Source organism: Streptomyces sp. NPDC006743 (genome assembly GCF_040703815.1).
Classification (GTDB): Bacteria; Actinomycetota; Actinomycetes; order Streptomycetales; family Streptomycetaceae; genus Streptomyces.
Map to the genome: position 1 here is coordinate 1 of NZ_JBEYJA010000056.1, position 23,471 is coordinate 23,471.

At 70.5% G+C, this 23,471-nt stretch carries 17 protein-coding genes and 1 pseudogene; 7 read left to right on the top strand and 11 right to left on the bottom strand.

The genetic code is table 11. The annotated features are described in order from the left end of the window. Positions 1 to 626 precede the first annotated feature (626 nt). The 3 genes from ABZ719_RS31555 (at position 627) to ABZ719_RS31565 (ending at position 4,525) form a co-directional block, all read left to right on the top strand. The gene (locus ABZ719_RS31555; protein ID WP_366728573.1) at positions 627 to 1,541 is read left to right on the top strand and encodes an HNH endonuclease signature motif containing protein; all 915 of its coding nucleotides are present in this window, start codon (positions 627 to 629) and stop codon (positions 1,539 to 1,541) included. Positions 1,542 to 2,066: 525 nt separating this feature from the next. Then, positions 2,067 to 3,254 carry a pyridoxal phosphate-dependent aminotransferase gene (locus ABZ719_RS31560; protein WP_366728574.1) on the top strand — a complete coding sequence of 396 codons (1,188 nt, stop codon included), beginning with the start codon at positions 2,067 to 2,069 and terminating at the stop codon, positions 3,252 to 3,254. A gap of 212 nt (positions 3,255 to 3,466) precedes the next feature. Further along, a complete protein-coding gene (locus ABZ719_RS31565) occupies positions 3,467 to 4,525 on the top strand; it encodes a hypothetical protein (protein WP_366728602.1) in 1,059 nt (352 codons plus the stop codon). A gap of 21 nt (positions 4,526 to 4,546) precedes the next feature. Here the strand turns inward: ABZ719_RS31565 and ABZ719_RS31570 are convergent, their stop codons facing one another. After that, entirely contained in the window at positions 4,547 to 5,083 is a 537-nt protein-coding gene (locus tag ABZ719_RS31570) for a YbjN domain-containing protein (RefSeq protein ID WP_366728575.1), read from the bottom strand. Between the two features lie 138 nt (positions 5,084 to 5,221). On the opposite strand from ABZ719_RS31570, the gene ABZ719_RS31575 reads away from it, so the two are divergent. Continuing rightward, positions 5,222 to 5,761: a hypothetical protein gene (locus ABZ719_RS31575; protein WP_366728576.1), complete on the top strand. Its 540-nt coding sequence runs from the start codon at positions 5,222 to 5,224 to the stop codon at positions 5,759 to 5,761. A gap of 31 nt (positions 5,762 to 5,792) precedes the next feature. Here the strand turns inward: ABZ719_RS31575 and clpB are convergent, their stop codons facing one another. Continuing rightward, on the bottom strand, positions 5,793 to 8,390 hold the full coding sequence (gene clpB / locus ABZ719_RS31580) for an ATP-dependent chaperone ClpB (RefSeq protein WP_366728577.1): 2,598 nt from the start codon (positions 8,388 to 8,390) through the stop codon (positions 5,793 to 5,795). A gap of 133 nt (positions 8,391 to 8,523) precedes the next feature. On the opposite strand from clpB, the gene ABZ719_RS31585 reads away from it, so the two are divergent. Continuing rightward, positions 8,524 to 8,943 carry a TIGR03618 family F420-dependent PPOX class oxidoreductase gene (locus ABZ719_RS31585; RefSeq protein ID WP_366728578.1) on the top strand — a complete coding sequence of 140 codons (420 nt, stop codon included), beginning with the start codon at positions 8,524 to 8,526 and terminating at the stop codon, positions 8,941 to 8,943. 192 nt (positions 8,944 to 9,135) lie between these two features. Here ABZ719_RS31585 and ABZ719_RS31590 read toward each other — a convergent pair whose 3' ends face one another. Next, positions 9,136 to 9,471 (bottom strand): hypothetical protein, encoded by a 336-nt coding sequence (locus ABZ719_RS31590; protein WP_026252727.1) that lies wholly within the window; start codon positions 9,469 to 9,471, stop codon positions 9,136 to 9,138. 357 nt (positions 9,472 to 9,828) lie between these two features. Here ABZ719_RS31590 and ABZ719_RS31595 point away from each other — a divergent pair, with 357 nt between their 5' ends. Further along, positions 9,829 to 10,773, top strand: coding sequence for a hypothetical protein (locus ABZ719_RS31595; protein ID WP_051812196.1), 945 nt, complete (start codon positions 9,829 to 9,831; stop codon positions 10,771 to 10,773). A 107-nt stretch (positions 10,774 to 10,880) separates the two neighbouring features. Here ABZ719_RS31595 and ABZ719_RS31600 read toward each other — a convergent pair whose 3' ends face one another. The 7 genes and pseudogenes from ABZ719_RS31600 to ABZ719_RS31630 form a co-directional block, all read right to left on the bottom strand. Next, positions 10,881 to 11,798 carry a helix-turn-helix transcriptional regulator gene (locus ABZ719_RS31600; protein ID WP_234438337.1) on the bottom strand — a complete coding sequence of 306 codons (918 nt, stop codon included), beginning with the start codon at positions 11,796 to 11,798 and terminating at the stop codon, positions 10,881 to 10,883. A 336-nt stretch (positions 11,799 to 12,134) separates the two neighbouring features. After that, positions 12,135 to 13,241: a substrate-binding domain-containing protein gene (locus ABZ719_RS31605; protein WP_366728603.1), complete on the bottom strand. Its 1,107-nt coding sequence runs from the start codon at positions 13,239 to 13,241 to the stop codon at positions 12,135 to 12,137. Between the two features lie 961 nt (positions 13,242 to 14,202). Next, on the bottom strand, positions 14,203 to 14,655 hold the full coding sequence (locus ABZ719_RS31610; protein WP_037850809.1) for a helix-turn-helix domain-containing protein: 453 nt from the start codon (positions 14,653 to 14,655) through the stop codon (positions 14,203 to 14,205). Positions 14,656 to 14,660: 5 nt separating this feature from the next. Next, the gene (gene dnaJ, locus ABZ719_RS31615) at positions 14,661 to 15,842 is read right to left on the bottom strand and encodes a molecular chaperone DnaJ (RefSeq protein ID WP_366728579.1); all 1,182 of its coding nucleotides are present in this window, start codon (positions 15,840 to 15,842) and stop codon (positions 14,661 to 14,663) included. Positions 15,843 to 15,881: 39 nt separating this feature from the next. Next, complete coding sequence (grpE, locus tag ABZ719_RS31620; protein ID WP_037850814.1) at positions 15,882 to 16,559, bottom strand: nucleotide exchange factor GrpE; 678 nt, start codon at positions 16,557 to 16,559, stop codon at positions 15,882 to 15,884. Further along, a complete protein-coding gene (gene dnaK / locus ABZ719_RS31625; protein WP_037850817.1) occupies positions 16,556 to 18,403 on the bottom strand; it encodes a molecular chaperone DnaK in 1,848 nt (615 codons plus the stop codon). The genes grpE and dnaK overlap by 4 nt, the downstream gene beginning before the upstream one ends. 739 nt (positions 18,404 to 19,142) lie before the next feature. Continuing rightward, positions 19,143 to 20,111 (bottom strand): annotated as a pseudogene (locus ABZ719_RS31630) (MraY family glycosyltransferase); the annotation flags it as partial. Positions 20,112 to 20,457: 346 nt separating this feature from the next. On the opposite strand from ABZ719_RS31630, the gene ABZ719_RS31635 reads away from it, so the two are divergent. Beyond that, positions 20,458 to 22,746 (top strand): (Fe-S)-binding protein, encoded by a 2,289-nt coding sequence (locus ABZ719_RS31635; RefSeq protein WP_366728580.1) that lies wholly within the window; start codon positions 20,458 to 20,460, stop codon positions 22,744 to 22,746. Positions 22,747 to 23,019: 273 nt separating this feature from the next. Here ABZ719_RS31635 and ABZ719_RS31640 read toward each other — a convergent pair whose 3' ends face one another. Next, entirely contained in the window at positions 23,020 to 23,361 is a 342-nt protein-coding gene (locus ABZ719_RS31640; protein ID WP_366728581.1) for an antibiotic biosynthesis monooxygenase, read from the bottom strand. Between the last annotated feature and the right edge of the window lie 110 nt (positions 23,362 to 23,471).

The window sequence follows — 23,471 nt, forward strand, 5'->3', positions numbered from 1 at the left end:
ATACTGGGCGGTCGGCCCGGAAACCGGGGGGCGGCGGGGGGGCGGGGGGGCCCTGCGCTCCTGTCTCCGCCCCGCTCCAGCCCGGCCGGCGCCCGTGCCGCGCTCAGAGCAATCAGCGACTCAGGGTTATAGAGAGTACGTCGTGGCTGGGGCGGTCGGCTCCACGGCTTTAGGCAGCCATTTGGGCGCGAGCCTCTAAGATCATGGCCCAAAATCGGGCACTAACGGGCAGGCTCACAAACCTTCCCGATCCGCTGGCTAGCGTAATGGGCCATGATCACTCGCGCCAAAACAGCTCCAGCCCAAAGCCGCTCCACCGACCTTGGTACCTAAATCTCCTCCTCCGAGTCGAGCTTCTCCGCCACAAAGGCCTTCACGATGCCCCCCACGACAGCACCGATGACAATCCTAACCAGCGACATGATCTTGCCCATGCTTCTGACCTCCGCACCACTTGCTCGAACGGGCCTCCTTGACCCTGCACACCAGCGTCCACTCCCCCCGGAGTCTCGGTACGCAAGTAGAACGTTATTGATCAAACTTGACCCCCATTGACCTGGAGATCTACCCTCCGGGTTTGCCATACTTGACCCTCCACCGGCTGATGCAATTAACCAGGAGAAGACATGATCAAGATCCCCAGCGAGGACGCCTTGCCCTCTGGTCCGCATCGAAGCCTTTTGACCAATCTCCATGACCTCTACAGGCGAGCCGGTTTCCCCGGGATCAAATCAATCAGCAATGCATCGACTCGCCTGAATGACAATTGCGACATCATTTCCCATCAGGGTGTTTCCAATATCCTATCCGGGAAATCAATTCCACGATGGAGCAAACTGGAGTCACTAGTAATCGTGCTCGCATCCCTGGATGTAAATCGACCTGAACCCAGAAAGGTCGCTCAGGAATTCCAATCCCTATGGATCAACGTCGTGGCCCCGTCTACGACAAAGAACGACAGCACGGACCCCCCACTTAGCATCTTCACGAATCAAGACGCGCAAGCTTCACCCATCGCAGCAACACTGCCGACGCCGACCTTCAAGGCCAGGCGAGCAATTTCGACAAGAATCAGAAGGGACCTTCAATTGGAGGCGGGAGGGAAGTGCTCGGTACCGAACTGCGGAAGCGAAACAATTGAATTGGCGCACATCACTCCCACTATCAATGGCGGTACGAATAAATTCGGGAACCTGATCTGCCTCTGCCCTAATCATCACGCATGGTTCGACAGGGGTCGCTTCTCGGAACAAGAAATCCGGCTCCTCAAAGCCCGCCTCTCCTGGAATCAGGGACGCTACAGCGATTCCGAAATTATGTGGCTAGGCGTATTTTCGAAACGCAGTGGCACTCATTTCGTTCACCCGAGCACCGACCGCGCCTCATTGCATTCCCTTGAAGCCGATGGATATATCGAGCTGACAGATTCAGGCCTTGATGACTCAAAGGACTCGATGGACACGTGGCGCCTCACAGCCATGGGCACCCGTCTCGCGGCTGTATGGAGCGATTCGGGCGCTCCCCCGATCAATATCAGGTAGCAAACGACATGACATGAACGCGCAGGCCGCACCGTGCCCGGTCGTCGTGTCCGCGTGGATGGAGCCCAGACGGTTCCCTGGTCAAGTTCCCAATGCAACGCGCTCACGCACGAGCGCCCTCCCGGGCCGTCCTGGGGCCGTGGAAGGGCGCTCGTTCGTGACCAACGCCGACAACTGCCGACAACTGCCGGCAGCGGCACAGCAGTTCAGAGCGGTGATCGATTAGACGGCCGCAGGTCACGGCCGCCCGTGATCAGTTGTGGCTGTTCAGTAGCTCAGCACCAGCCATCGAACCCCAACCTCACGTCCCCCTGGGCGCCGGCCTGCCTCCCACAGTTGCCGGCACTCGCCGCATCGACAAGGGACCCACGCCGGGCCGTCTGTGGGCCGTCCGAGGGTGGCCGACGACGACAGATGACGACAGCCGATGCCAGCCCTTCCCCTGCTCAAAGACGGTGATTCGGCTACCGGCGCAGGCACTCATCGGCGAAGCAGTGTTGAGGAACTCCAGAGCTTGAGCGCAGGATGTCCGGCATGACCTCCAGCGCACGCCCGTTCCTCAATCGCCGGCTCGCCGAGTTCGGGACGACGATCTTCGCCGAGATGTCCGCCCTGGCCGTCTCGACCGGATCGATCAACCTGGGGCAGGGCTTCCCCGACACCGACGGTCCCGAGGAGATCCGCGAGGCCGCCGTGCGGGCGCTGCGCGAGGGACGGGGCAACCAGTACCCGCCGGGGCCGGGCGTCCCCGAGCTGCGCGCGGCCGTCGCCGACCACCAGGTGCGGCGCTACGGCCTCGCCTGGGACCCGGACACGGAGGTGCTGGTCACGGCGGGCGCCACCGAGGCCATCGCGGCCACGCTGCTGGCCCTGCTGGAGCCCGGGGACGAGGTGGTCGCGCTGGAGCCGTACTACGACTCCTACGCGGCCTGCATCGCGATGGCGGGCGGCCGCCGGGTAGCGGTGACGCTGCGCCCGCACGAGGGCGCCTTCCGGCTGGACCTGGACGAACTGCGCGCCGCCGTGACGGAGCACACCCGGCTGCTGCTGATCAACACCCCGCACAACCCGACCGGCACGGTCCTCACCCGCGAGGAGCTGACGGCCGTCGCCGAACTGGCCGTCGAACGCGATCTGCTGGTGGTCACCGACGAGGTGTACGAGCACCTGGTCTACGACGGCGCCCACCATCCGCTCGCGGCCCTGCCCGGCATGCGCGAGCGCACCGTCTCCATCTCCTCCAGCGGCAAGACGTTCTCCTTCACCGGCTGGAAGGTCGGCTGGGTCACGGCCGCCGCCCCGCTGGTCACCGCCGTGCGCAGCGCCAAGCAGTTCCTCACCTACGTCAGCGCGGGCCCGTTCCAGTACGCGGTCGCCGAGGCGCTGCGCCTGCCGGACTCCTACTTCGACGGCCTGCGCGCCGACCTGCGCCGCAAGCGGGACCTGCTCGGCGACGGTCTGCGCGCCGCCGGGTTCCAGGTCCACCAGCCCCAGGGCACGTACTTCATCACCACCGACATCTCCCCCTTCGGTGAGAAGGACGCGTACGCCTTCTGCCGCGCCCTGCCCGAACGCTGCGGCGTGGTCGCCGTCCCCAACTCCGTCTTCTACGACGACCCGCACGCGGGCCGCACCCAGGTCCGCTTCGCCTTCTGCAAGAAGGACGAACTCCTCCAGGAGGCCGCCGACCGGCTGCGCGTCCTGGCGGCCTGACCGCCTGGGTACGGCCGAAGGGCGGGGTCTTCCGTCCGGGGGGCCGGGTCTGGACGGGGTACGGGGCATTCGTCCCTCAATATGACCATGTGACCAGTGTCAGTGCCCTGCCGCCCTCCCCTCCCGTCGCCGAGCCGGGCGCCGTGCGGAAGGTCCTGCTGCGCCCTGTGGTCACGGCCGCCGCTCTGTTCGCCGCGGTGCGGGCCGCCGGGGTGGCGGTGGCCGCCGGGGTGGCGTGGACGCACGGGAGGCATCCCCTCGCGCTGCTCGGCCGGTCCTGGGACTCCCTGTGGTACCTGCGGATCGCCGCCCACGGCTACGGCTGTGTCGAACGTCCCCGGCCCGGTGTCGTCCACAACGACCTGGCGTTCTTCCCGCTCTATCCCGCGCTGATCCGCGTCGTGCACCTGCTGCTGCCGGTGAGCGGGGGCGCCGCGGGGCTGGTCGTGGCGTGGTCGGCCGCCGCGGTGGCGGCCGGCGGGATCTACGCGGTCGGCGCCCACCTGCACGGGCGCGCCGTCGGCACCGCCCTCGCCGTGCTGTGGGGGCTGCTGCCGCACTCGGTCGTGCTGTCCATGGGGTACAGCGAGCCGGTGCTCACGGCCTGCGCCGCCTGGGCGCTGTACGCGGTGCTCGCCGGGCACTGGGTGCGGGCGGGCGCGCTGGCCGCGCTCGCCGGACTGGCCCGGCCCAACGGGGTGGCCGTCGCGGTGGCCGTGCTCGCCGCCGCGGCCGTGGCGGTGGGGCGGGCCCGCGCCCAGGTTTCCCACAGGCTGTGGACGGGCGCCGCGCTCGCCCCGCTGGGCTGGACCGGCTACGTGCTGTGGGCGGGACACCGCACCGGCGACCCGCTGCGCGGGTACCTCCGGCTGCAACGGCTGTGGGGCTCCCGCTTCGACTTCGGGCTGGGCGCCCTGCGCTTCGTCAAGCACCTCCTGCTGCACAAGGAGGCGTTCCTGTTCTTCGGCGCGCTGACCGTCGTGGCCGCGGGCCTGCTGCTGTACGCGCTGCTCGTCCTGGACCGCGCGCCGCTGCCGCTGGTGGCCTACAGCGGCGTCCTCCTGGCCCTGGCCTGCGGCGGCGCGGGGTTCTTCCAGTGCAAGCCGCGCTTCCTGCTGCCCGCCTTCCCGCTGCTGCTGCCGCTCGCGCGGGCCCTGGTGCGCACGGCGAGAGCCCGGCCCTGGCACGCGGCTGTCGTGGCCTGCGCCCTGGCCGGGCTCTCGTTCGCTTACGGCGCGTACCTGCTCGCGGTCACGCGCACGCCGCTGTAGGCGGGCGGGACGCCGCGGGGCTCACGCCTCGCCGTCGCCGTCCTCCGGCTTGCCGGCCTCGTCGACCTCACCCTCCAGGCCGAGCTGCTCGATGAGCCAGCGGTCGAACTCCAGGGCGGCCCGCACCCAGCTGACCGTCGAGGAGACGAAGTGCTCGATGCTCACGCCCATGCCGATCAGCATCTGCGCCTCGCCGATGAGGCGGACGGTGCCGTCGTCGTGGGTGTGGGTGTAGACCTTGGGCCACAGGGTGCGCCGGTTCCAGTCGTCGATGGACTCCAGGAGCTGCGGCTTCTCGTCGATCTGGTGCGGCCGGTCGTAGAACGTCCGCACCGAGAAGACCTGCTGGTCGTCCTCGCCGCGGAACATGAAGTACGTGCGGAACTGCTCCCACGGCGCGACGAGGTCACCCTCCTCGTCGACGAGGTGCTTGAGTTCCATCTGGTCCAGGAGCTGCTTCACGAGATCCTGATCCGGGACGACGGGGCCCGCCGGTCCTTGGGGCTGCGGCTCGGGCTGGCCCCCGAAGTTCGGAATCGAGGACGGGTCGATGCTCACCGTGTTTTTCCCTTCGTACGGATCCTGCCATCCTCCCCCATGCGGGGAGGGGGGTGGCAAGCCCCGGCGGGGCCTGTCAGCCGTGGGCTGACATGATCCGGCCCACGGGGTGACACCGTACGGGGAACGGGGGCCGAAATGGCGCGGAGGGCGGACGGGGCGACGGACCGCGGCGGAGCGCCGAGGCGTCTGGGGTGGCCGGTCGCGGCGGTCCTCGCGGTGCCGGTGGCGGTGGCCCCGGCCACCGTGGGCGTCCTCGTCGCGCAGGTGGCGGGCGGGGCGCTCGCGGGCGAGCCCGGCAGCCCCCGCAAGGCGCCGTGCGCCGAGGCGCCGGCCTTCGGCGGGGCGAAGCTGCCCGCGGGCGCCTCCGAGGCGCGGTGCACGGTGCGGACCTGGCTGGACACCGACTACGAGGCCCGTTTCCGGATGCCCCGGGCGGACGTGCCCGGCTGGCTGGGCGCCGCCTATCCCAACGCGCCGCTGTCCAGGACGCCGTCCTGCGCCCGGGACTCCGCGGACATCTGCCTGGGCCTCGGCCTCAATGAGGGCGACGGAAACTGCGCCGGGCGGGTCCCCGGCCGCACCGACCCCGGCTTCGGCGCGTCGGCCGTCCAGGTCACCGTGAAGTACGAGGGCCCGGACCAGGCCCTCGTCACCTTCACGGCGTTCACCGTCTGAGCGGGACCCCGGCGGGGTCCGGCGCCGGTGCCTACAGCGTCTTCCCGGTGGCCGGCCCCACCAGCAGGCCCCCGCCGAAGCGGTCCACGCGGACCGTGTCGCCGTCCTTGATCTCGCCGGAGAGGATCTCCTTGGCGAGGCGGTCGCCGATGGCGGTCTGCACCAGGCGGCGCAGCGGCCGGGCGCCGTAGGCCGGGTCCATGCCCTCCTCGGCCAGCCATGCCAGGGCCTCCGGGGTGACGTCCAGGGTCAGGCGCCGCTCCGCGAGCCGCTTGGCCAGGCGGTCGATGGCGAGCTTCGCGATCCGGCTCAGCTCGTCCTTGGTGAGCGCGGAGAAGACCACCAGGTCGTCCAGGCGGTTGAGGAACTCCGGCTTGAAGGAGGCGCGGACCACCTCCAGGACCTGCTCCTTCTTCTCCGCCTCGCTGGTGATCGGGTCGACCAGGAACTGGCTGCCCAGGTTCGAGGTCAGCACCAGGATGACGTTGCGGAAGTCGACCGTGCGTCCCTGGCCGTCGGTGAGGCGGCCGTCGTCGAGCACCTGGAGCAGGATGTCGAAGACCTCCGGGTGCGCCTTCTCCACCTCGTCCAGCAGGACGACGCTGTACGGGCGGCGGCGGACCGCCTCGGTGAGCTGGCCGCCCTCCTCGTAGCCGACGTACCCGGGCGGGGCACCGACCAGCCGGGCCACGCTGTGCTTCTCGCCGTACTCGGACATGTCGATGCGGACCATGGCCCGCTCGTCGTCGAAGAGGAAGTCGGCGAGCGCCTTGGCCAGTTCCGTCTTGCCGACGCCGGTGGGGCCGAGGAAGAGGAAGGAGCCGGTGGGCCGGTCCGGGTCGGCGATGCCGGCACGGCTGCGGCGCACCGCGTCCGAGACGGCGCGCACGGCCTCGCCCTGCCCGATCAGCCGCCTGCCGATCTCGTCCTCCATGCGCAGCAGCTTCTGCGTCTCGCCCTCCAGCAGGCGGCCGGCCGGGATGCCGGTCCAGGAGGCGACGACGTCGGCGATGTCGTCGGGGCCGACCTCCTCCTTGACCATGGTGTCCTTGGCGGCCTCCTCCTCGGCGCGCGAGGCGGCCTCCAGTTCCTTCTCCAGCTCCGGGATCTCGGCGTACAGCAGCTTGGAGGCGGTGTCGAAGTCGCCGTCGCGCTGGGCGCGCTCGGCCTGGCCGCGCAGGTCGTCCAGCTTCTCCTTCAGCTCACCGACCCGGTTGAGGGACTGCTTCTCCTTCTCCCAGCGGGCGGTCAGGCCGCGCAGCTCCTCCTCCTTGTCGGCGAGGTCGCGGCGCAGCTTCTCCAGCCGCTCGCGCGAGGCCGCGTCGGTCTCCTTGTCCAGGGCCAGCTCCTCCATGCGCAGCCGGTCGACGGCGCGCTGGAGCTCGTCGATCTCGACGGGCGAGGAGTCGATCTCCATACGGAGCCGGGAGGCGGCCTCGTCGACGAGGTCGATGGCCTTGTCGGGCAGGAAGCGGGAGGTGATGTAGCGGTCGGACAGGGTCGCGGCGGCCACCAGCGCGGAGTCGTTGATCTGCACCTTGTGGTGGGCCTCGTAGCGGCCCTTGAGTCCGCGCAGGATCGCGATGGAGTCCTCGACGCTGGGCTCGGCGACCAGCACCTGCTGGAAGCGCCGCTCCAGCGCCGGGTCCTTCTCGATCCGCTCGCGGTACTCGTCGAGCGTGGTGGCGCCGACCATGCGCAGCTCGCCGCGGGCCAGCATCGGCTTGAGCATGTTGCCCGCGTCCATGGCGGAGTCGCCGCCGGCGCCCGCGCCGACGACGGTGTGCAGCTCGTCGATGAAGGTGATGATCTGCCCGTCGGAGTCCTTGATCTCCGCGAGGACGGTCTTCAGCCGCTCCTCGAACTCGCCGCGGTACTTGGCGCCCGCCACCATCGCCCCGAGGTCCAGGGCTACCAGCCGCTTGTCCTTGAGGGACTCGGGCACGTCTCCCTTGACGATCCGCTGGGCGAGCCCCTCGACGACGGCGGTCTTGCCGACGCCGGGCTCACCGATGAGGACCGGGTTGTTCTTCGTACGCCGTGACAGCACCTGCACGACACGGCGGATCTCCTGGTCCCGGCCGATGACCGGGTCCAGCTTGCCCTCACGCGCCGCGGCCGTGAAGTCGGTGCCGAACTTCTCCAGGGCCTTGTACTGGCCCTCGGGGTCGGGTGTGGTCACCCGGCGCCCTCCCCTCGCCTTCTGGAACGCCTCTTGCAGCTTCTTCGCACTGGCACCCTGCCCGGCCAGCACCTCGCCGGCGGCGCCGCCCTTCGCGGCGATGCCGACGAGCAGGTGCTCGGTGGACAGGAAGTCGTCGCCCAGCTCCTTCGCGCGGTTCTGCGCGTCCGCGATCACCGCCAGCAGCTCGCGATTGGGCTGCGGCGGCGCCACGGTGGAACCGGTCACACTCGGCAGCGACGCGAGGACGCGCTCGGCGCCCGCGCGGACGGACGCCTGGTCGGCGTCGACGGCCGACAGCAGGTCGATGATGTTCTCGTTGTCCTGGCCCTCGAGCAGCGCGAGGAGCAGGTGGGCGGGGGTCAGGTCCGGGTGTCCCCCGGTCACGGCCCGGTTGCCGGCCGCCTGAATGGCGTCCCGGCTCCTGTTGGTCAGCTCGGCGTCCACGGTCGCTTCTCTCCTCCTTGGCGTCAGCGGTCCTCGCCTCAGCGGTCTGCCACGTCTCCCACTACTGACTCAGTCAACGTACACAAAGTTGAGTCTATTCCACTCAAGGCCGCTCGGCGCCTACATTCTTGCCATGGCCACCACCAGATACACCCTCGACCCGGGGGCTCCCGACGCGCCGTACCTCAGCTTCTGGCGGGAGCGGCACGTGTGCACACTGACCACCCTGCGCCCCGACGGCACCCCGCACGTCGTACCGGTCGGCGTGACCTACGACCCCGAGGCGCGGCTGGCGCGGGTGATCACGAGCAGGACGAGCACGAAGGCGAAGAACGTGCTGGCGGCCGGCGAGGAGGGCATGCCCGTGGCGGTGTGCCAGGTGGAGGGCCGGCGGTGGGCCACGCTGGAGGGCCGCGCCCGTGTCCGCACCGAGCCGGAGCGGGTCGCGGAGGCGGAGCGCCGCTACACCGAGCGCTACCAGCGCACCCCGCGGGAGAACCCGCTGCGCGTGGTGATCGAGATCGAGCTGACCCGGGCGCTGGGCCGCGGCTGAGCGCGGCCGGAGCGCGCAGGGGGGCGCGGTCACGGCCGGGGCGCGGGCAAGGGCCTTTTCCGGCCAGAGCAGAAACACGGTGGTAACCGTGGAAATCCACCTGAAACTGCAGCGGCGTCACCGTGTTCAGGTCACGGTGACGCCGCTGCGGGGGGAAGCACCTGAGCGATCTGTTACGACGGGGGAATCGCGTCAGGCACTGCGGGGGGTGGCTGAGATGGTCCTGATGTCGGCGGGCTCCGGCGCCACCTGCCGGTGGTCCCGCTGGTCCAGGTTCACGAAGATCATTCCGTATCGGATGGCACACCGTACGGGCTGCGGCGCCCCCCGAGGACGTCGCAGGCACCGGTAGGCCCGTACGTCACCGTCCTCGTCCCGCGTCACGACGACCGGCTCTCCGAAGACGGTCACCATCAGCGAGTCACCACTGTGGGGGATGGCGGTGACCAGGTCGATGAAGTGCCAGCCGGAGCGGTAGGCGGTGGCCATTTCACGGCGGAAGGAACGGTCGTCGGGTGGTGTGGTCACATCAACTCCCGGCTCCATCTGTCGCAGCGGTGCCATTGCCCGAGGTGGTGGAGTTCACGGCCACGGCCGGCCAGGTGCTGTTCGCCTGAACATCACTCTTCGCACCGTGGATGCCACTCAGCGCGCCGAGGGCCACAACGGCGGAGAAGGCGGCGACAAGCACCGAGCGAAGCAGTTTGTTACCCATAATCGGCTTCGTCCTCACTTGAAGGTCCCCTTTTCCCCCGTCACGTACGACGATGGCTCATTCGGGCACGTCATGGCCACACAATCGGTGCATCATGTTCCTGCATGTTCAGGACCCTGGGGGGTGGAGATTTGAGTACGAATCACATAAATCCGACACATCCCCATGCGATGAGCGAGCTGTGCGGGGACGGCAGCCGCCTGTACGCGGCGGCCCTGCGTGCGGGACGTATCGCCCGCACGGAGGTGGAACCGGCACCCTGCCTGATGGAGTTCGCCCTGCTCCATCCCGATCCGGACGACCCGGACTGGCTGCGTCCCGTCTCCCCCGCCCTCGCCCTCGCCCAGCGGCTCAACCCCATCGAGCGGGAGATCACCGAACGCCGCCGGGCGGCCACCGACCTCGCAGACATCTTTGAGCCGTTCATGGCCCTGAGCGCCCAGTCCACCTCCGGCGGCGACTCGATCACCGTCCTGGAGGGCGGCGAGCGGATCAACACCGCGCTCAACCTCGCCACGGCCCAGTGCCGTACCGAGATGCTCACCGTCCAGCCCAGCGACCGGGTCTCCGAGCGCAGCGTACTGCGCGGCCTGGAACGCGACCGCCCGCTGATCGAGCGCGGCGTCCGGATCCGCACCCTGTACCAGCACACCGCACGGTACAGCCAGGAGAAGCTCGCCTACGCCGCCCATCTCGCCGACGGCAAGGTGGAGTACCGCTCCATCGACGAACTGGTGGAGCGCCTCATCGTCTGCGACGAGACGGTCGCCTTCATCCCCACCAGGGACGACCAGCAGGTCGCGCTGGAACTGCGCCACCCCGGCCTGGTCCGCTACCTGATCAAGGTCTTCGAGTTCATGTGGAGCCGCGCCGTCCCGCTGAGCGCGGGCACACCCTACGAGACCGCGCCCGACGGCATCACCGAGATCCAGCACTCCATCGCCAAACTCCTCGTCGAGGGCCACGTGGACGAGGCCATAGCCCGCCGCCTCGGCATGAACGTCCGCACCTGCCGCGCCCACATCGCCAAGCTGGCCACCGCCCTGGGCAGCGGCAGCCGCGCCCAGCTCGGCTACCTCATCGCCCAGTCCGGCATCCTCAAGCAGGAGCCCTGAACCCGCCGGCCGCCACCGAAAGCCCCGGACCGCGCCTCGCCACCCGAAGCTCCCGGCCCGCACCTCGCCGGCCGGCGCCCTGAGAGCTGCGGACGGAGCCGGGCACCTCACCGGGCGGCCGCGGCTCCCCGGCCGGGCGCCGCGGGGACACCGCCCCTGCGCGGCGGCCCGTCCAGCCCCGCCTGCGCGATCCGCACCCCCAGCTGCGTACGGCTGGCCGCGCCCAGCGTCTCCGACAGCCGGGCGATGTGCGCGCGGCAGGTGCGCACGCTGATGCCCAGCCGCTCGGCGATCACCGCGTCCTGGTGACCCTCCGCCAGCAGCGCCGCGATCGACTGCTCGCGGTGGGAGATGCCCTCGATTCCGGTGTCCGGCAGCGGCGCCGTGAGCGGGATCGCCAGCCGCCACTGCCGCTCGAAGACCGTCACCAGGTACTCCACGAGCGCCGGGTGACGCAGCTCCAGCGCCATCGTGTGGTCGGCGTTGGCGGGGATGAAGGCCACCGTGCGGTCGAAGAGGATCAGCCGGTCGATCACCTCGTCCAGCGTGCGCGCCTCGGCCGCGTCGCCCATCAGCTCCATGTAGTTGAGCAGACCCTGGCCGTGCCGGGCCACGTGCGTGTACAGGTCGCGCATGCGCACCCCGCGGGCGCGCAGCGCCAGCGCCCGGGGGAGCCCCTCCGACAGCTCGTGCTCGCGGCGGATCCCGCCGGGCTGCACGGTCAGCACCTCCCGCGTGCACACCTGGGTCGCCTCGTCCATCGCCGCCTGGATGCGGTTCAGGCCGTCCAGGACCCGGATGGCGCTGCCCTCGGCGCCGGCGGCGGGCACCCGCACCTGGCGGCCCAGGCCCGCGTACCGCTCGAAGGCCGCCACCGCCGAACCCACCCGCCGGTGGCTCTCGCTGACCTCGTCGTACATCCCGCGCAGCAGACGCGTCATGACCTCCTGCGGTGCGGTGGGCACCAGGAAGTCCATGTCGTCGGGGTCCGGGTGCAGCAGGGCCAGTTCAAGCAGACAGGGCACCGGATCGGCGTCGCCGCGCGGCACCCGGCCGCGCCGTACGGCCCGGGAGTACACCCGATCCCCGGCTTCGCACAGTCGGTCGGCGCCGTGAGGATGCTCCTGCGCCCCGTGCCCGGCCATGGCCCATCACACCCCCGGTTTCCGCGTGGTTCCGCAGCGCAACTATGCGCGGCCCGGACCGGCTGTGCAACACGGCTCCTGGCGGCCCGGACACCGGAAAACACCGTTCCCACCCGGTATGTACGGCCCTTGCCCCGACCTGTGCGGCAAGCCGGCGGCAGCCTCGCGCCCTCGGCCCGACCCGTACGGGGGACCCCGGCCGCCGTGGCCCCCCGGCTACTCGAGGCCGGCCTGCGCGCAGTCCGCGCTGTACTTGGCCGTGCAGATGTCGGACACCTTGTAGATGCCGTCGGCGATGACCGTGTCCTTGATGTTGCTCCTGGTCATCGCGACGACGGAGACCATCTGCGACGGGATGTTCTTCGTGGTCGGGCTGTCCACCTTGTCGCGGGTGAGCGAGTCGAACTGGATGTCCTTGCCCTGGACCTTGGCGACCGCCATCTCGGCCGCGTTCTCGGCCTCGGTCGGGTAGGGCTTGTACACGCTCATGTACTGGTCACCGCTCACGATCCGCTGCACGGCGGCGAGTTCGGCGTCCTGGCCGGTGACCGGCGGCAGCTTGGTCACGCCCGCCGCCTTGAGCGCCTCGATGGCCCCGCCCGCCATGCCGTCGTTGGCGGAGTAGACGGCGGCGACGCCGTTCTTGCCGAGCGCGCTGATCGCCTTGGCCATCTGACTGCGGGCGATCTCCGCCTTCCAGTCCTTGATGTCGTAGGACCTGGCGATCGTCACCTTGCCGTTCAGCTGGGCGAGGGCGCCTGCCTTGAACTGCTTGGCGTTCGGGTCGGTCGGCGAGCCGTTGATCATGACGACCTGGGCCGAGCTGGACACCTGCGAACCCAGCGCCTCCAGCAGCGAACGGCCCTGCACCTCGCCGACCAGTTCGTTGTCGAAGGAGATGTACGCGTCGATGGGGCCCTCGGCGAGCCGGTCGTAGGCGATGACCGGAATGCCGGCCGCCTTGGCCTTCTTCACCTGCACGGCGATCCGGTGCGCGTCGACGGCGTCGAGCAGGATGACGTCGACCTTGTCGCCGATCATCTTCTCCATCTGGCTCGCCTGCCGGCTCGCGCTGGCACCGGCGTTGGCGTACTCGACCCTGCCCTGGCGGTGGGTCAGTTCGGCGACCTTGTTCTTGACGGCGGGCGCGTCGAACCGGTCGTAGCGCGTGTTCGCCGTCTCCGGCAGGAGCAGACCCACCGTCAGGTCGTTGCCCTTGGTCGGGCTCGCCTTGCTGCTGCTCCCCGACCCCCCGATCGCCCCGCAGGCGGCCAGCGGGAAGGACAGCGTGGTGGCGGCCACGGCCATGGCGATACGACGCATCGAGGTGCTCACTTCTGGTGCCTTCCGGACGCGGGCGCAGCATTGCGGCCCAGGTGCCTGAAAAGCCAACGCGTCAGCCCCTACCGGCGTCAAGCGGAACCACTTAACGAGATGACAACACCACGCTCCGCTTCCTGTGTGGCGGCTTTGCGGACGCTTGCGGAATCTTCTCCAAACACCCTTTACCGGCTCTCCACCCGGCGTGCGCCGCGGGGCGGTTCAGGAACGGCTCATCGAGGGGCCATCGAAGGGCAAAGAGTCAGCGGCCGGCCGGGCGGGCGGCGGGGAGCGGCGGGGGCAGCCGGGAGCGGTCAGCGGGGCGGCCGGGGGCGCGGCGGGGGATTTGCCACCGCTGTAGCGAAGCGGTGACGAAGTGAAGATCGACCGCGAACGAACAAAGAGTGAAGATGAACACACCGCCAGCCGCCGGGGGGAACGCAGGACCGGCCGGGCCGGCGGCACCTCTCTCATCTCTCTTCGCTCTTTCATCCGGCGCACTGCCGCTCGTCGTGCCGTGCGCTCCGCAGACTCCCGGGGGGGGGAAGTCCCACATGTCCGCTCGTTCCGCCACCGCCCGCCGCCTCCGCACGCCGGCCGCCGTCACCGTCGTCGCCGCCGTCGCAGGCGCCGTGTTCGTCCCGGCCACCGCCGGCGCCGCCGAGCAGCCGGGGACCGCTCCGCTGCGGATGACCCTCGGCGCGCCGGTCCCCGACGGTCCGCTGGAGCGCGGTGGTGCGACCGTCCACGGGCCTGTACGGCGCCCTCGCCGGCGTCCTGGTCGCCCTGGGCGGCGCCGCCGCCTGGCTCGGCGCCCGCCGCCGCGCGGCCCGCGGCTGACCCGCGGCCGACAGCCGAGAGGGGCCCGGATCTCTCCGGGCCCCTCTCGGCCGTGCGTGTGTCCGGGCGGCGCACGCGTCCGGCCGGGCGCGTGCGCGGGACGGTCCGCCGTGGCGGGTGGACGTCAGTCCGGGGACTGCTGCCGCTTGGGCCGCCACACCACCAGCGCGCTGGTCTGCTGCACCTCCTGGTACGGGACGAGGTCCCGGCGGTAGGAGGCGTGGACGGCGGCCTCGCGCTGGCGCATCGTGGCCGCGGCGCCCTCCAGGGCCGACTGCAGCTCCGCGACACGGGACTGCAGCGCGGCGACCTGGTTCTCCAGTTCGATGATCCGCTTGATGCCTGCCAGGTTGATGCCCTCGTCCTGCGACAACTGCTGCACCTGACGGAGCAGTTCGATGTCGCGGGCCGAGTAGCGGCGGCCCCGGCCCGCGGTGCGGTCCGGGGACACCAGGCCCAGCCGGTCGTACTGACGGAGCGTCTGCGGGTGCAGTCCGGACAGCTGCGCCGCCACGGAGATGACGTACACCGGTGTGTCTTCCGTCAGTTCGTACGGGTTGCGGCGGCGGCCGTCCATCTCCCTCATGCTCCCTTCGCGGCCTCGAACAGCTCGGCCCGCGGGTCCTCGCCCGCTCTCGCCTCGCGATACGCCTCCAGCGCGTCACGAGCCTTCCCCGACACGTCCTTGGGAACACTCACCTCGACGGTGACCAGGAGGTCCCCGCGGGTGCCGTCCTTGCGGACCGCGCCCTTGCCGCGGGCCCGCATGGTCCGCCCGTTGGGCGTGCCCGGGGGCAGCTTGAGCGTCACCGGCGGCCCGCCCAGCGTGGGCACCCGCACCTCGCCGCCGAGTGCCGCCTCGTCGAAGGTGACCGGCACGGTGACGGTGAGGTTGTCGCCCTTGCGCCCGAAGACCGGGTGGTCACCGACGTGCACCACCACGTACAGGTCGCCCGCCGGACCACCGCGCTCGCCCGGCGTGCCCTTGCCGCGCAGCCGGATCCGCTGCCCGTCCGACACCCCGGCCGGGATGCGGACCTGCATCGTCCGGGACGACTTGGCGCGCCCGGAGCCGTTGCAGACCTCGCACGGGTTCTCCGCGATCAGTCCGCGGCCCTTGCAGTCGGGGCACGGGTCGGTCAGGGAGAACCCGCCGCCGGAGCCGCGCGCCACCTGCCCGGTGCCGACACAGGTCGGGCACACCCGCGGTGTGCCGTTCTTGTCGCCGGTGCCCGAACAGGCCTTGCACGGCGCCTGCGAGGACATCCGCAGCGGGACCGTGGCGCCCTCGATGGCCTCCGTGAAGCTCAGCGTGACCTCGGACTCGATGTCCTGGCCGCGCCGCGGCTGGGTGCGCGTGCCCGCTCCGGCGCCGCCCCGGTTGAACAGGCCCCCGAAGACATCACCGATCCCGCCGCCGAAGCCGCCGGACGCGCCGCCCCCCTGGGCGCCGCCTCCGAAGAGGTCGCCCAGGTCGAAGTTGAACGAGCCGCCGCCCGCGCCGGGACCGGGCCGGAAGCCGCCGCCCCCGAACAGGGCGCGGGCGTCGTCGTACTCCTTGCGCTTCTTGGGGTCGCCGAGGACGTCGTTCGCCTCGGAGATCTCCTTGAAGCGCTCCTCGGCCTTGGCGTTGCCCTTGTTGGCGTCCGGGTGGTACTCCCGGGCGAGCTTGCGGTACGCCTTCTTGATCTCGGCTTCGGTGGCGTCCTTGGGGACGCCGAGGACCTTGTAGAAGTCCTTCTCGATGAAGTCCTTGGTGCTCATCCCCGACGTCCCTCCTCTCCTGCGTCGTTGCCTATTACGTCAGCCCTCCTCCGGGCCACCGCTGTCCTTGTCGTCGGCCTGCTCGGCGCCCTTGTCCTTGCCGGACTCGTCGGCCGCCTTGACCGTCTGCGCGCCGGGCTGGGGCTCGGCCACCGCCACCCGCGCGGGGCGGATGGTGCGCTCGCCGATCCGGTACCCGGGCTGCAGGATCGCCACGCAGGTCGTCTCGGTGACGTCCGGCGCGTAACTGTGCATCAGGGCTTCGTGGATCGTCGGGTCGAAGGGCTCGCCCTCCTTGCCGAACTGCTGCAGCCCCATCTTGGCCGCCACGGTCTCCAGCGACTCGGCGACGGACTTGAAACCGCCCACCAGTTCGCCGTGTTCCCGCGCGCGCCCGATGTCGTCGAGCACGGGCAGCAGCTCGGTCAGGAGGTTCGCGATGGCGATCTCCTTGACCGCGACCCGGTCCCGCTCGACCCGGCGCCGGTAGTTCTGGTACTCGGCCTGCAGCCGCTGGAGGTCCGCCGTGCGCTCACCGAGCGCGGTGCGCACCTGGTCCAGCTGGGCCGTCAGACCGGCCGACTGAGCGGCGTCCCCGGCCGGGGCCGCCCCCTCCTCCTTGGCGGAGGAGGCGGCCTTCGGCTCGGCGTCGTCGGAGGTGGCGCCGGAGGGGACGTCGGGCTGCTGCTCGTCGAAGCCCGGGGTCTCCTCCGTCACGCGGCACCGTCCTTGCGCTCGTCGTCGACGATCTCGGCGTCCACCACGTCGTCGTCGGCCTTCGCCTGGGAGGCACCGGCCTCACCGGCACCGCCCGCGGCCTGCGCGCCCTGGGCGTCGGCGTACATCGCCTGGCCCAGCTTCTGGGAGACGGCGGCGACCTTCTCCGTGGCGGTGCGGATCTCGGCGGTGTCCTCGCCCTTGAGCTTCTCCTTCAGCTCGGCGACGGCCTCCTCGACCTCGGTCTTGACCTCGCCCGGGACCTTGTCCTCGTTGTCCTTGAGGAACTTCTCCGTCTGGTAGACGAGCTGCTCGCCCTGGTTGCGGGTCTCGGCGGCCTCGCGGCGGCGGTGGTCCTCCTCCGCGTACTGCTCGGCCTCCTGGCGCATGCGGTCGACCTCGTCCTTCGGCAGCGAGGAGCCGCCGGTGACGGTCATCTTCTGCTCCTTGCCCGTGCCCAGGTCCTTGGCGGTCACGTGCATGATGCCGTTGGCGTCGATGTCGAAGGACACCTCGATCTGCGGGACGCCGCGCGGCGCCGGCGGCAGACCGGTCAGCTCGAACATGCCGAGCTTCTTGTTGTACGCCGCGATCTCGCGCTCGCCCTGGTAGACCTGGATCTGCACCGACGGCTGGTTGTCCTCGGCCGTCGTGAAGATCTCCGAACGCTTGGTCGGGATCGTGGTGTTGCGCTCGATCAGCTTGGTCATGATGCCGCCCTTGGTCTCGATGCCGAGGGACAGCGGGGTGACGTCGAGGAGCAGGACGTCCTTGACCTCGCCCTTGAGGACACCGGCCTGGAGCGAGGCACCGATGGCGACGACCTCGTCCGGGTTCACACCCTTGTTGGCCTCCTTGCCGCCGGTCAGCTCCTTGACCAGTTCGGCGACGGCGGGCATACGGGTGGAGCCGCCGACCAGGACGACGTGGTCGATCTCGTTGATCGAGATGCCGGCGTCCTTGATGACGTTGTGGAACGGCGTCTTGCAGCGCTCCAGCAGGTCCGCGGTCAGCTGCTGGAACTGGGCGCGGGTGAGCTTCTCGTCCAGGTGCAGCGGGCCCTCGGCGGACGCGGTGATGTAGGGCAGGTTGATCGAGGTCTCGGTGGACGAGGACAGCTCGATCTTGGCCTTCTCCGCCGCCTCGCGCAGGCGCTGGAGGGCCATCTTGTCCTTGGAGAGGTCCACGCCGTGGCCGGACTGGAACTGCTTGACCAGGTAGTCGACGACGCGCTGGTCCCAGTCGTCACCACCGAGGTGGTTGTCACCGTTGGTGGCCTTCACCTCGACGACGCCGTCGCCGATCTCCAGCAGCGAGACGTCGAACGTGCCGCCGCCGAGGTCGAAGACGAGGATCGTCTGGTCGTCCTTGTCGAGGCCGTACGCCAGGGCGGCGGCGGTCGGCTCGTTGACGATGCGCAGGACGTTCAGACCGGCGATCTCACCGGCCTCCTTGGTGGCCTGGCGCTCGGCGTCGTTGAAGTACGCCGGGACGGTGATGACCGCGTCGGTCACCTTCTCGCCCAGGTAGGCCTCGGCGTCCCGCTTCAGCTTCTGCAGCACGAAGGCGCTGATCTGCTGCGGGTTGAAGTCCTTGCCGTCCAGGTTGATCTTCCAGTCGGTGCCCATGTGGCGCTTGACCGACCGGATGGTCCTGTCGACGTTGGTGACCGCCTGGCGCTTGGCCACCTCGCCGACCAGCACCTCGCCGTTCTTGGCGAAGGCGACGACGGACGGCGTGGTCCTGGCGCCCTCGGCGTTGGTGATGACGGTGGGCTCGCCGCCCTCCAGAACGCTGACGACGGAGTTAGTCGTGCCCAGGTCGATGCCGACCGCACGTGCCATGGTGAGTTCCTCCAGCTGACTTGAGTGCAACGGACTCAAGTGTGCACGACGGCGGCGCCGGGGTCAACAGACCTGAGTCAAGCGGGCTCAACTCTTATCCATCCCTTACACGCAAGGCCTCTCTGACCTGCGGTGACGCCATCTGCTGCGGCGGAGGCGAGGGGTACCCGAAAGGGGAACGCGAGGCTCCCTCGGGTCCGTACCCGTATCCGAACCCGGGCAGGGCCCCGGTCCCGTACTCGTCCCCGTACCCCTCTTCGTACCGCCCCCGGGAGCGGGGAGCGGGACCCGGATCACCGGCGGAGGGCGCCTCGGTGCCTGGACCGCGCAGGTCACCGGCGAACGGCGCCTCGGTGCGCGGGCCGCGCACGCCGGCCGCCGGGGCGCGGGTACCCGGCCCGGCTCCGGGGACCCGCGGCGGCCGCCCCCGCACACCACCCAGGGCGCGAAGGGCTCCCAGGGCCGCGCTCGCCCCCTTCGCGCTCCTCTCCGCACGCCCGCTCCGGCGCGTACCCCCGCTCCGGCCGGCGACCGCGCTCCCCTTCCTCCGCGCGCCCCCGTCCGCGCCCGCCTCCGCCCGCGCCCGGGGGGCGCAGACACCCGCGGAGGTGCCCGGGGAGAGCGAGGCGGCCGGCGCGGCCGCAAGGGCCGGCGAGGTCCGCGTGCCGGTGACGTACGTCCTGGTACGGCTGGTGTGGCCGCCGTGCCGGCCGGTGTGGCCGGCCTGTCCCGCCGGGCGGCGCGGGCCGTACACCCGGACGCGCAGCAGCCCGAGGACGGCCGGCAGCAGCACCCCGGCCGTCCACAGCGCGCCGACCGGCGCGAGCCACCCCGTGTGCACCAGGACGCCGACGAGCACGGCGCCGAAGGTGACGGTGCCGAGCAGGACCGTCGCGCCCGGCGGGGTGAGCCCCAGCTTGCGCAGGCGGTGGGCGAGGTGGTCGGGGCCCCGGCGCGCCACCGACCGCCCGGCCAGCCGCCGGGAGAGCACGACGAGCACCGCGTCGGCGGTCGCCGTGGCGGTGAGCGCGAACAGGACGGCGGCCGTCGACCCGGCGTCGTACCCCGTACGGACCAGCACGGCGGACGCGGCGAGCACGAACCCGGTGAACAGGGAGCCGCAGGCGCCGAACGCGATCCGCGCGGGATGCCAGTTGTGCATGAGGAAACCGGTGAGGGCGGCGGCGAGCACGCTCAGCAGCACCGCCAGGTCGTCCATCACCTCGGCCGCCGCGCAGACGCCCGCGCCGAACGCGACGAGCACGCCCACCGTGCCGGCCAGGCCGTCGACGTGGTCGAGCCCCCGGAAGGCGACGGCGGCGCAGGCGATCCAGACCACGGCGGCGATCCCCGCGGGCACCCCGGTCTCGTCGTAGGGCACCACGAACGCCGCCGCGACGACCGACCCCACCAGCAGCAGCCACGTCTTCAGCCGCCACACGTCCGCGACCAGCCCGAGCACGGCGACCCCGGCGCCCGCCGCCAGCAGCCTGCCCACGCCGTCGCTCAGCGGAGCCGCGCCCGTCCAGCCGCCCGCCGCGGCGACCAGGCAGGTGCTGCCCACCACCGCGGCCCCGCCCAGCAGCGGCACCGGCCGCACCCGCCGCCGGTCGACCAGCCCGAGCCGCAGCGCGGGCACCCGCAGCAGGGCCGAGAGCACGGCGGCGAGGAACAGGGCGGCGGTGGCGGTGGCGATCCCGTAGAGCACGGTTCTTAAATTAGGTGCATATCGGTCGATCGGGTGTGAATAACACGATCAGAACAGAATCGGATCCCCACCGGATCCCCCGCCACCCTCCCCGGGAGCCCCGGCCCCGCCGCACGGGACCGCCCCCGCGCGGCGGAGCGGCCACCCCGCACGCCCCGCGGAACGGCCACCCCGGACGCCCGCGGAGGGGCACCCCCCGGAGCCAGACCCCGGGCCCTCTCAGGCGACCCTCAGCGACCCAGATCACCCCACGCCCGGCTACATTGCGAAGGAGGATGAGGGTAGTCTCAGACGGACTGCATAAGTTACCGCTTAGTAATTTCGAGGCCGCCTCACAGGAGCCCCAATGCAACTCGCCGCGATCATCGTGTCGCTGGTCCTGATCGTGGTCGGCGTGGCACTGTTCGGCCGCGCCGTCCTGCAGCTCTACGCCCACATGCGGCTCGGCCAGTCCGTACCCGCCGGTACCCGGACCGACGAGCCCGCGCGGCGTACCGCCACCGTGGTCAAGGAGTTCCTGGGCCACACCCGGATGAACCGCTGGGGCATCGTGGGCGTGGCGCACTGGTTCGTGGCGGTGGGCTTCTTCTCCCTGCTGCTGACGATCGTCAACGCGATCGGCCAGCTCTTCAAGGCCGACTGGATCCTGCCGGTCATCGGCGACTGGGCGCCGTACAACGTCTTCGTCGAGTTCCTCGGCACGATGACGACGCTCGGCATCCTCGTCCTGATCGCCATCCGCCAGCTGAGCAAGCCGGACAAGCCGGGCCGCAAGTCCCGCTTCGCCGGCTCCAACTTCGGCCAGGCGTACTTCGTCGAGGCCGTCATCCTCATCGTCGGCGTCTGCATCTTCATGCTGCACGCCCTGGAGGGCGCCCAGCACCACGTGGACGGCTACGAGGCCTCGTTCTTCGTCTCGTACCCGGTGGTCTCCTGGCTGCGCGGCATGGACGTCTCCACGCTGCAGAACCTCACCTACTTCTTCGCCGGCCTGAAGATCGCGACCTCCTTCATCTGGATGATCACGGTCGCGCTGAAGACCGACATGGGTGTGGCCTGGCACCGCTTCCTGGCGTTCCCGAACATCTGGTTCAAGCGGGAGGCCGACGGCTCCACGGCGCTGGGCGCGCTCCAGCCGATGACCTCCGGCGGCAAGGCGATCGACTTCACCGACCCGGGCGACGACGACGTCTTCGGCGTCTCCCAGGTCGAGCACTTCTCCTGGAAGGGCCTGCTGGACTTCTCCACCTGCACCGAGTGCGGCCGCTGCCAGTCGCAGTGCCCGGCCTGGAACACCGGCAAGCCGCTCTCCCCCAAGCTGCTGATCATGTCGCTGCGCGACCACGCGCACGCCAAGGCCCCCTACCTGCTGGCCGGCGGCGGCAAGAGCATGGAGGGCGAGGAGAAGGCGTCCGAGGAGCAGCTCGCCGGTGTCCCGGCGTCGGCCCTCGCGGAGGCCGAGCGCCCGCTGATCGGCACGGTCGAGGAGAACGGCGTCATCGACCCGGACGTCCTGTGGTCCTGCACCACCTGCGGCGCCTGCGTCGAGCAGTGCCCGGTCGACATCGAGCACGTCGACCACATCGTCGACATGCGCCGCTACCAGGTGATGATCGAGTCCGCGTTCCCGTCCGAGGCGGGCACGATGCTCAAGAACCTGGAGAAGAAGGGCAACCCCTGGGGCCTGGCGAAGAAGCAGCGCCTGGAGTGGACCAAGGAGGTCGACTTCGAGGTCCCGGTCGTCGGCAAGGACATCGAGGACCTCTCCGAGGTCGAGTACCTGTACTGGGTCGGCTGCGCGGGCGCGCTGGAGGACCGCGCCAAGAAGACGACGAAGGCCTTCGCCGAACTCCTCCACATCGCGGGCGTGAAGTTCGCGATCATGGGCGGCGACGAGAAGTGCACCGGTGACTCGGCCCGCCGCCTCGGCAACGAGCCGCTGTTCCAGGAACTGGGCATGGAGAACGTCATGTCCCTCAACGCCGCCTTCGGCGAGGAGATGGACGACGACGGCAAGGTCACGCCCGAGTCGGCGAAGCCGAGGTCGGCGAAGAAGATCGTCGCCACCTGCCCGCACTGCCTCAACACCCTCGGCAACGAGTACCCGCAGCTCGGCGGCGACTACGAGGTCATCCACCACACCCAGCTGCTCCAGCACCTCGTCGACGAGGGCAAGCTGGTCCCGGTCACCCCGGTCGAGGGCATCATCACCTACCACGACCCCTGCTACCTGGGCCGCCACAACAAGATCTACACGCCTCCGCGCGAGATCATCGGCAAGGTCCCCGGTCTCAGGAACGAGGAGATGCACCGCCACAAGGAGCGCGGCTTCTGCTGCGGCGCGGGTGGCGCGCGGATGTGGATGGAGGAGCGGATCGGCAAGCGCATCAACAACGAGCGCGTCGACGAGGCCCTGTCCCTCAACCCGGACATCGTGTCCACGGCCTGCCCGTTCTGCCTGGTCATGCTGACCGACTCGGTCAACGGCAAGAAGAACGAGGGCGCGGCCAAGGAGTCGATCCAGGTCGTCGACGTCGCCCAGCTCCTGCTGGACTCCGTCAAGACCCCGGCGGAGGAGCCCCCGGCGGGCGCGTCGGAGAGCGAGGACGCGCCGGAGCCGGAGCCGGTGAAGTGAGCACCGCGGCGCCCCGCACCTGACGACGACGCCCCCAGGTCCGTACGTACGGACCTGGGGGCGTCCTCGCGCAAGGGGGCGTCGTCGGGCACGCGCGGGGGCCGGACACGGGGAAGGCGGCGGCGGCGCTCGGGGACGGGCGCTGGGCGTCCCGGGGCGCGCCTGCGCATCCGTGGGCGGGTCCTGCTCGTCCCGGGGCCTGCGCATCCGTGGGCGGGTCCTGCTCGTTCCGGGGCGCCCGCGCGTCCGTGGGCGGCCAGGCGCCCCGGGCGCCTACGCGTTCTTCGGCTCGGCCTGCTGCACGACCTCGAAGGACCACAGGGTGGAGCCGGTGGCCGCGGGCTTCGGCTGCTGCTGCCCGCCCTCGCCCTCACCGGCGCCGGTGCCCCGGTGGGCGGACTTCATCGGCCCCTCCATCCAGGCCTGGAACGCCGCCTCGTCCCGCCAGCGGGTGTACACCAGGTACGTGTCGGTCCCCTCGACGGGACGCAGCAGCTCGAACCACTCGAACCCGTCGGAGTTCTCGACGGCGTGCGCCCGCGAGGCGAACCGCTTCTCCAGCGTCTCCCGCTGTTCGGCGGGCACGGTCAGTACGTTGATCTTGACTACGCTCATGGATCCATCCTGCCCCCGGACCGCCGCAACCGCCGGGAGCACCCCCCGATGTGCTCACCGAACGCCGGAAGACGCAGGAGAACCAGCGGGCGGCGCGGTCCTGAGACCGC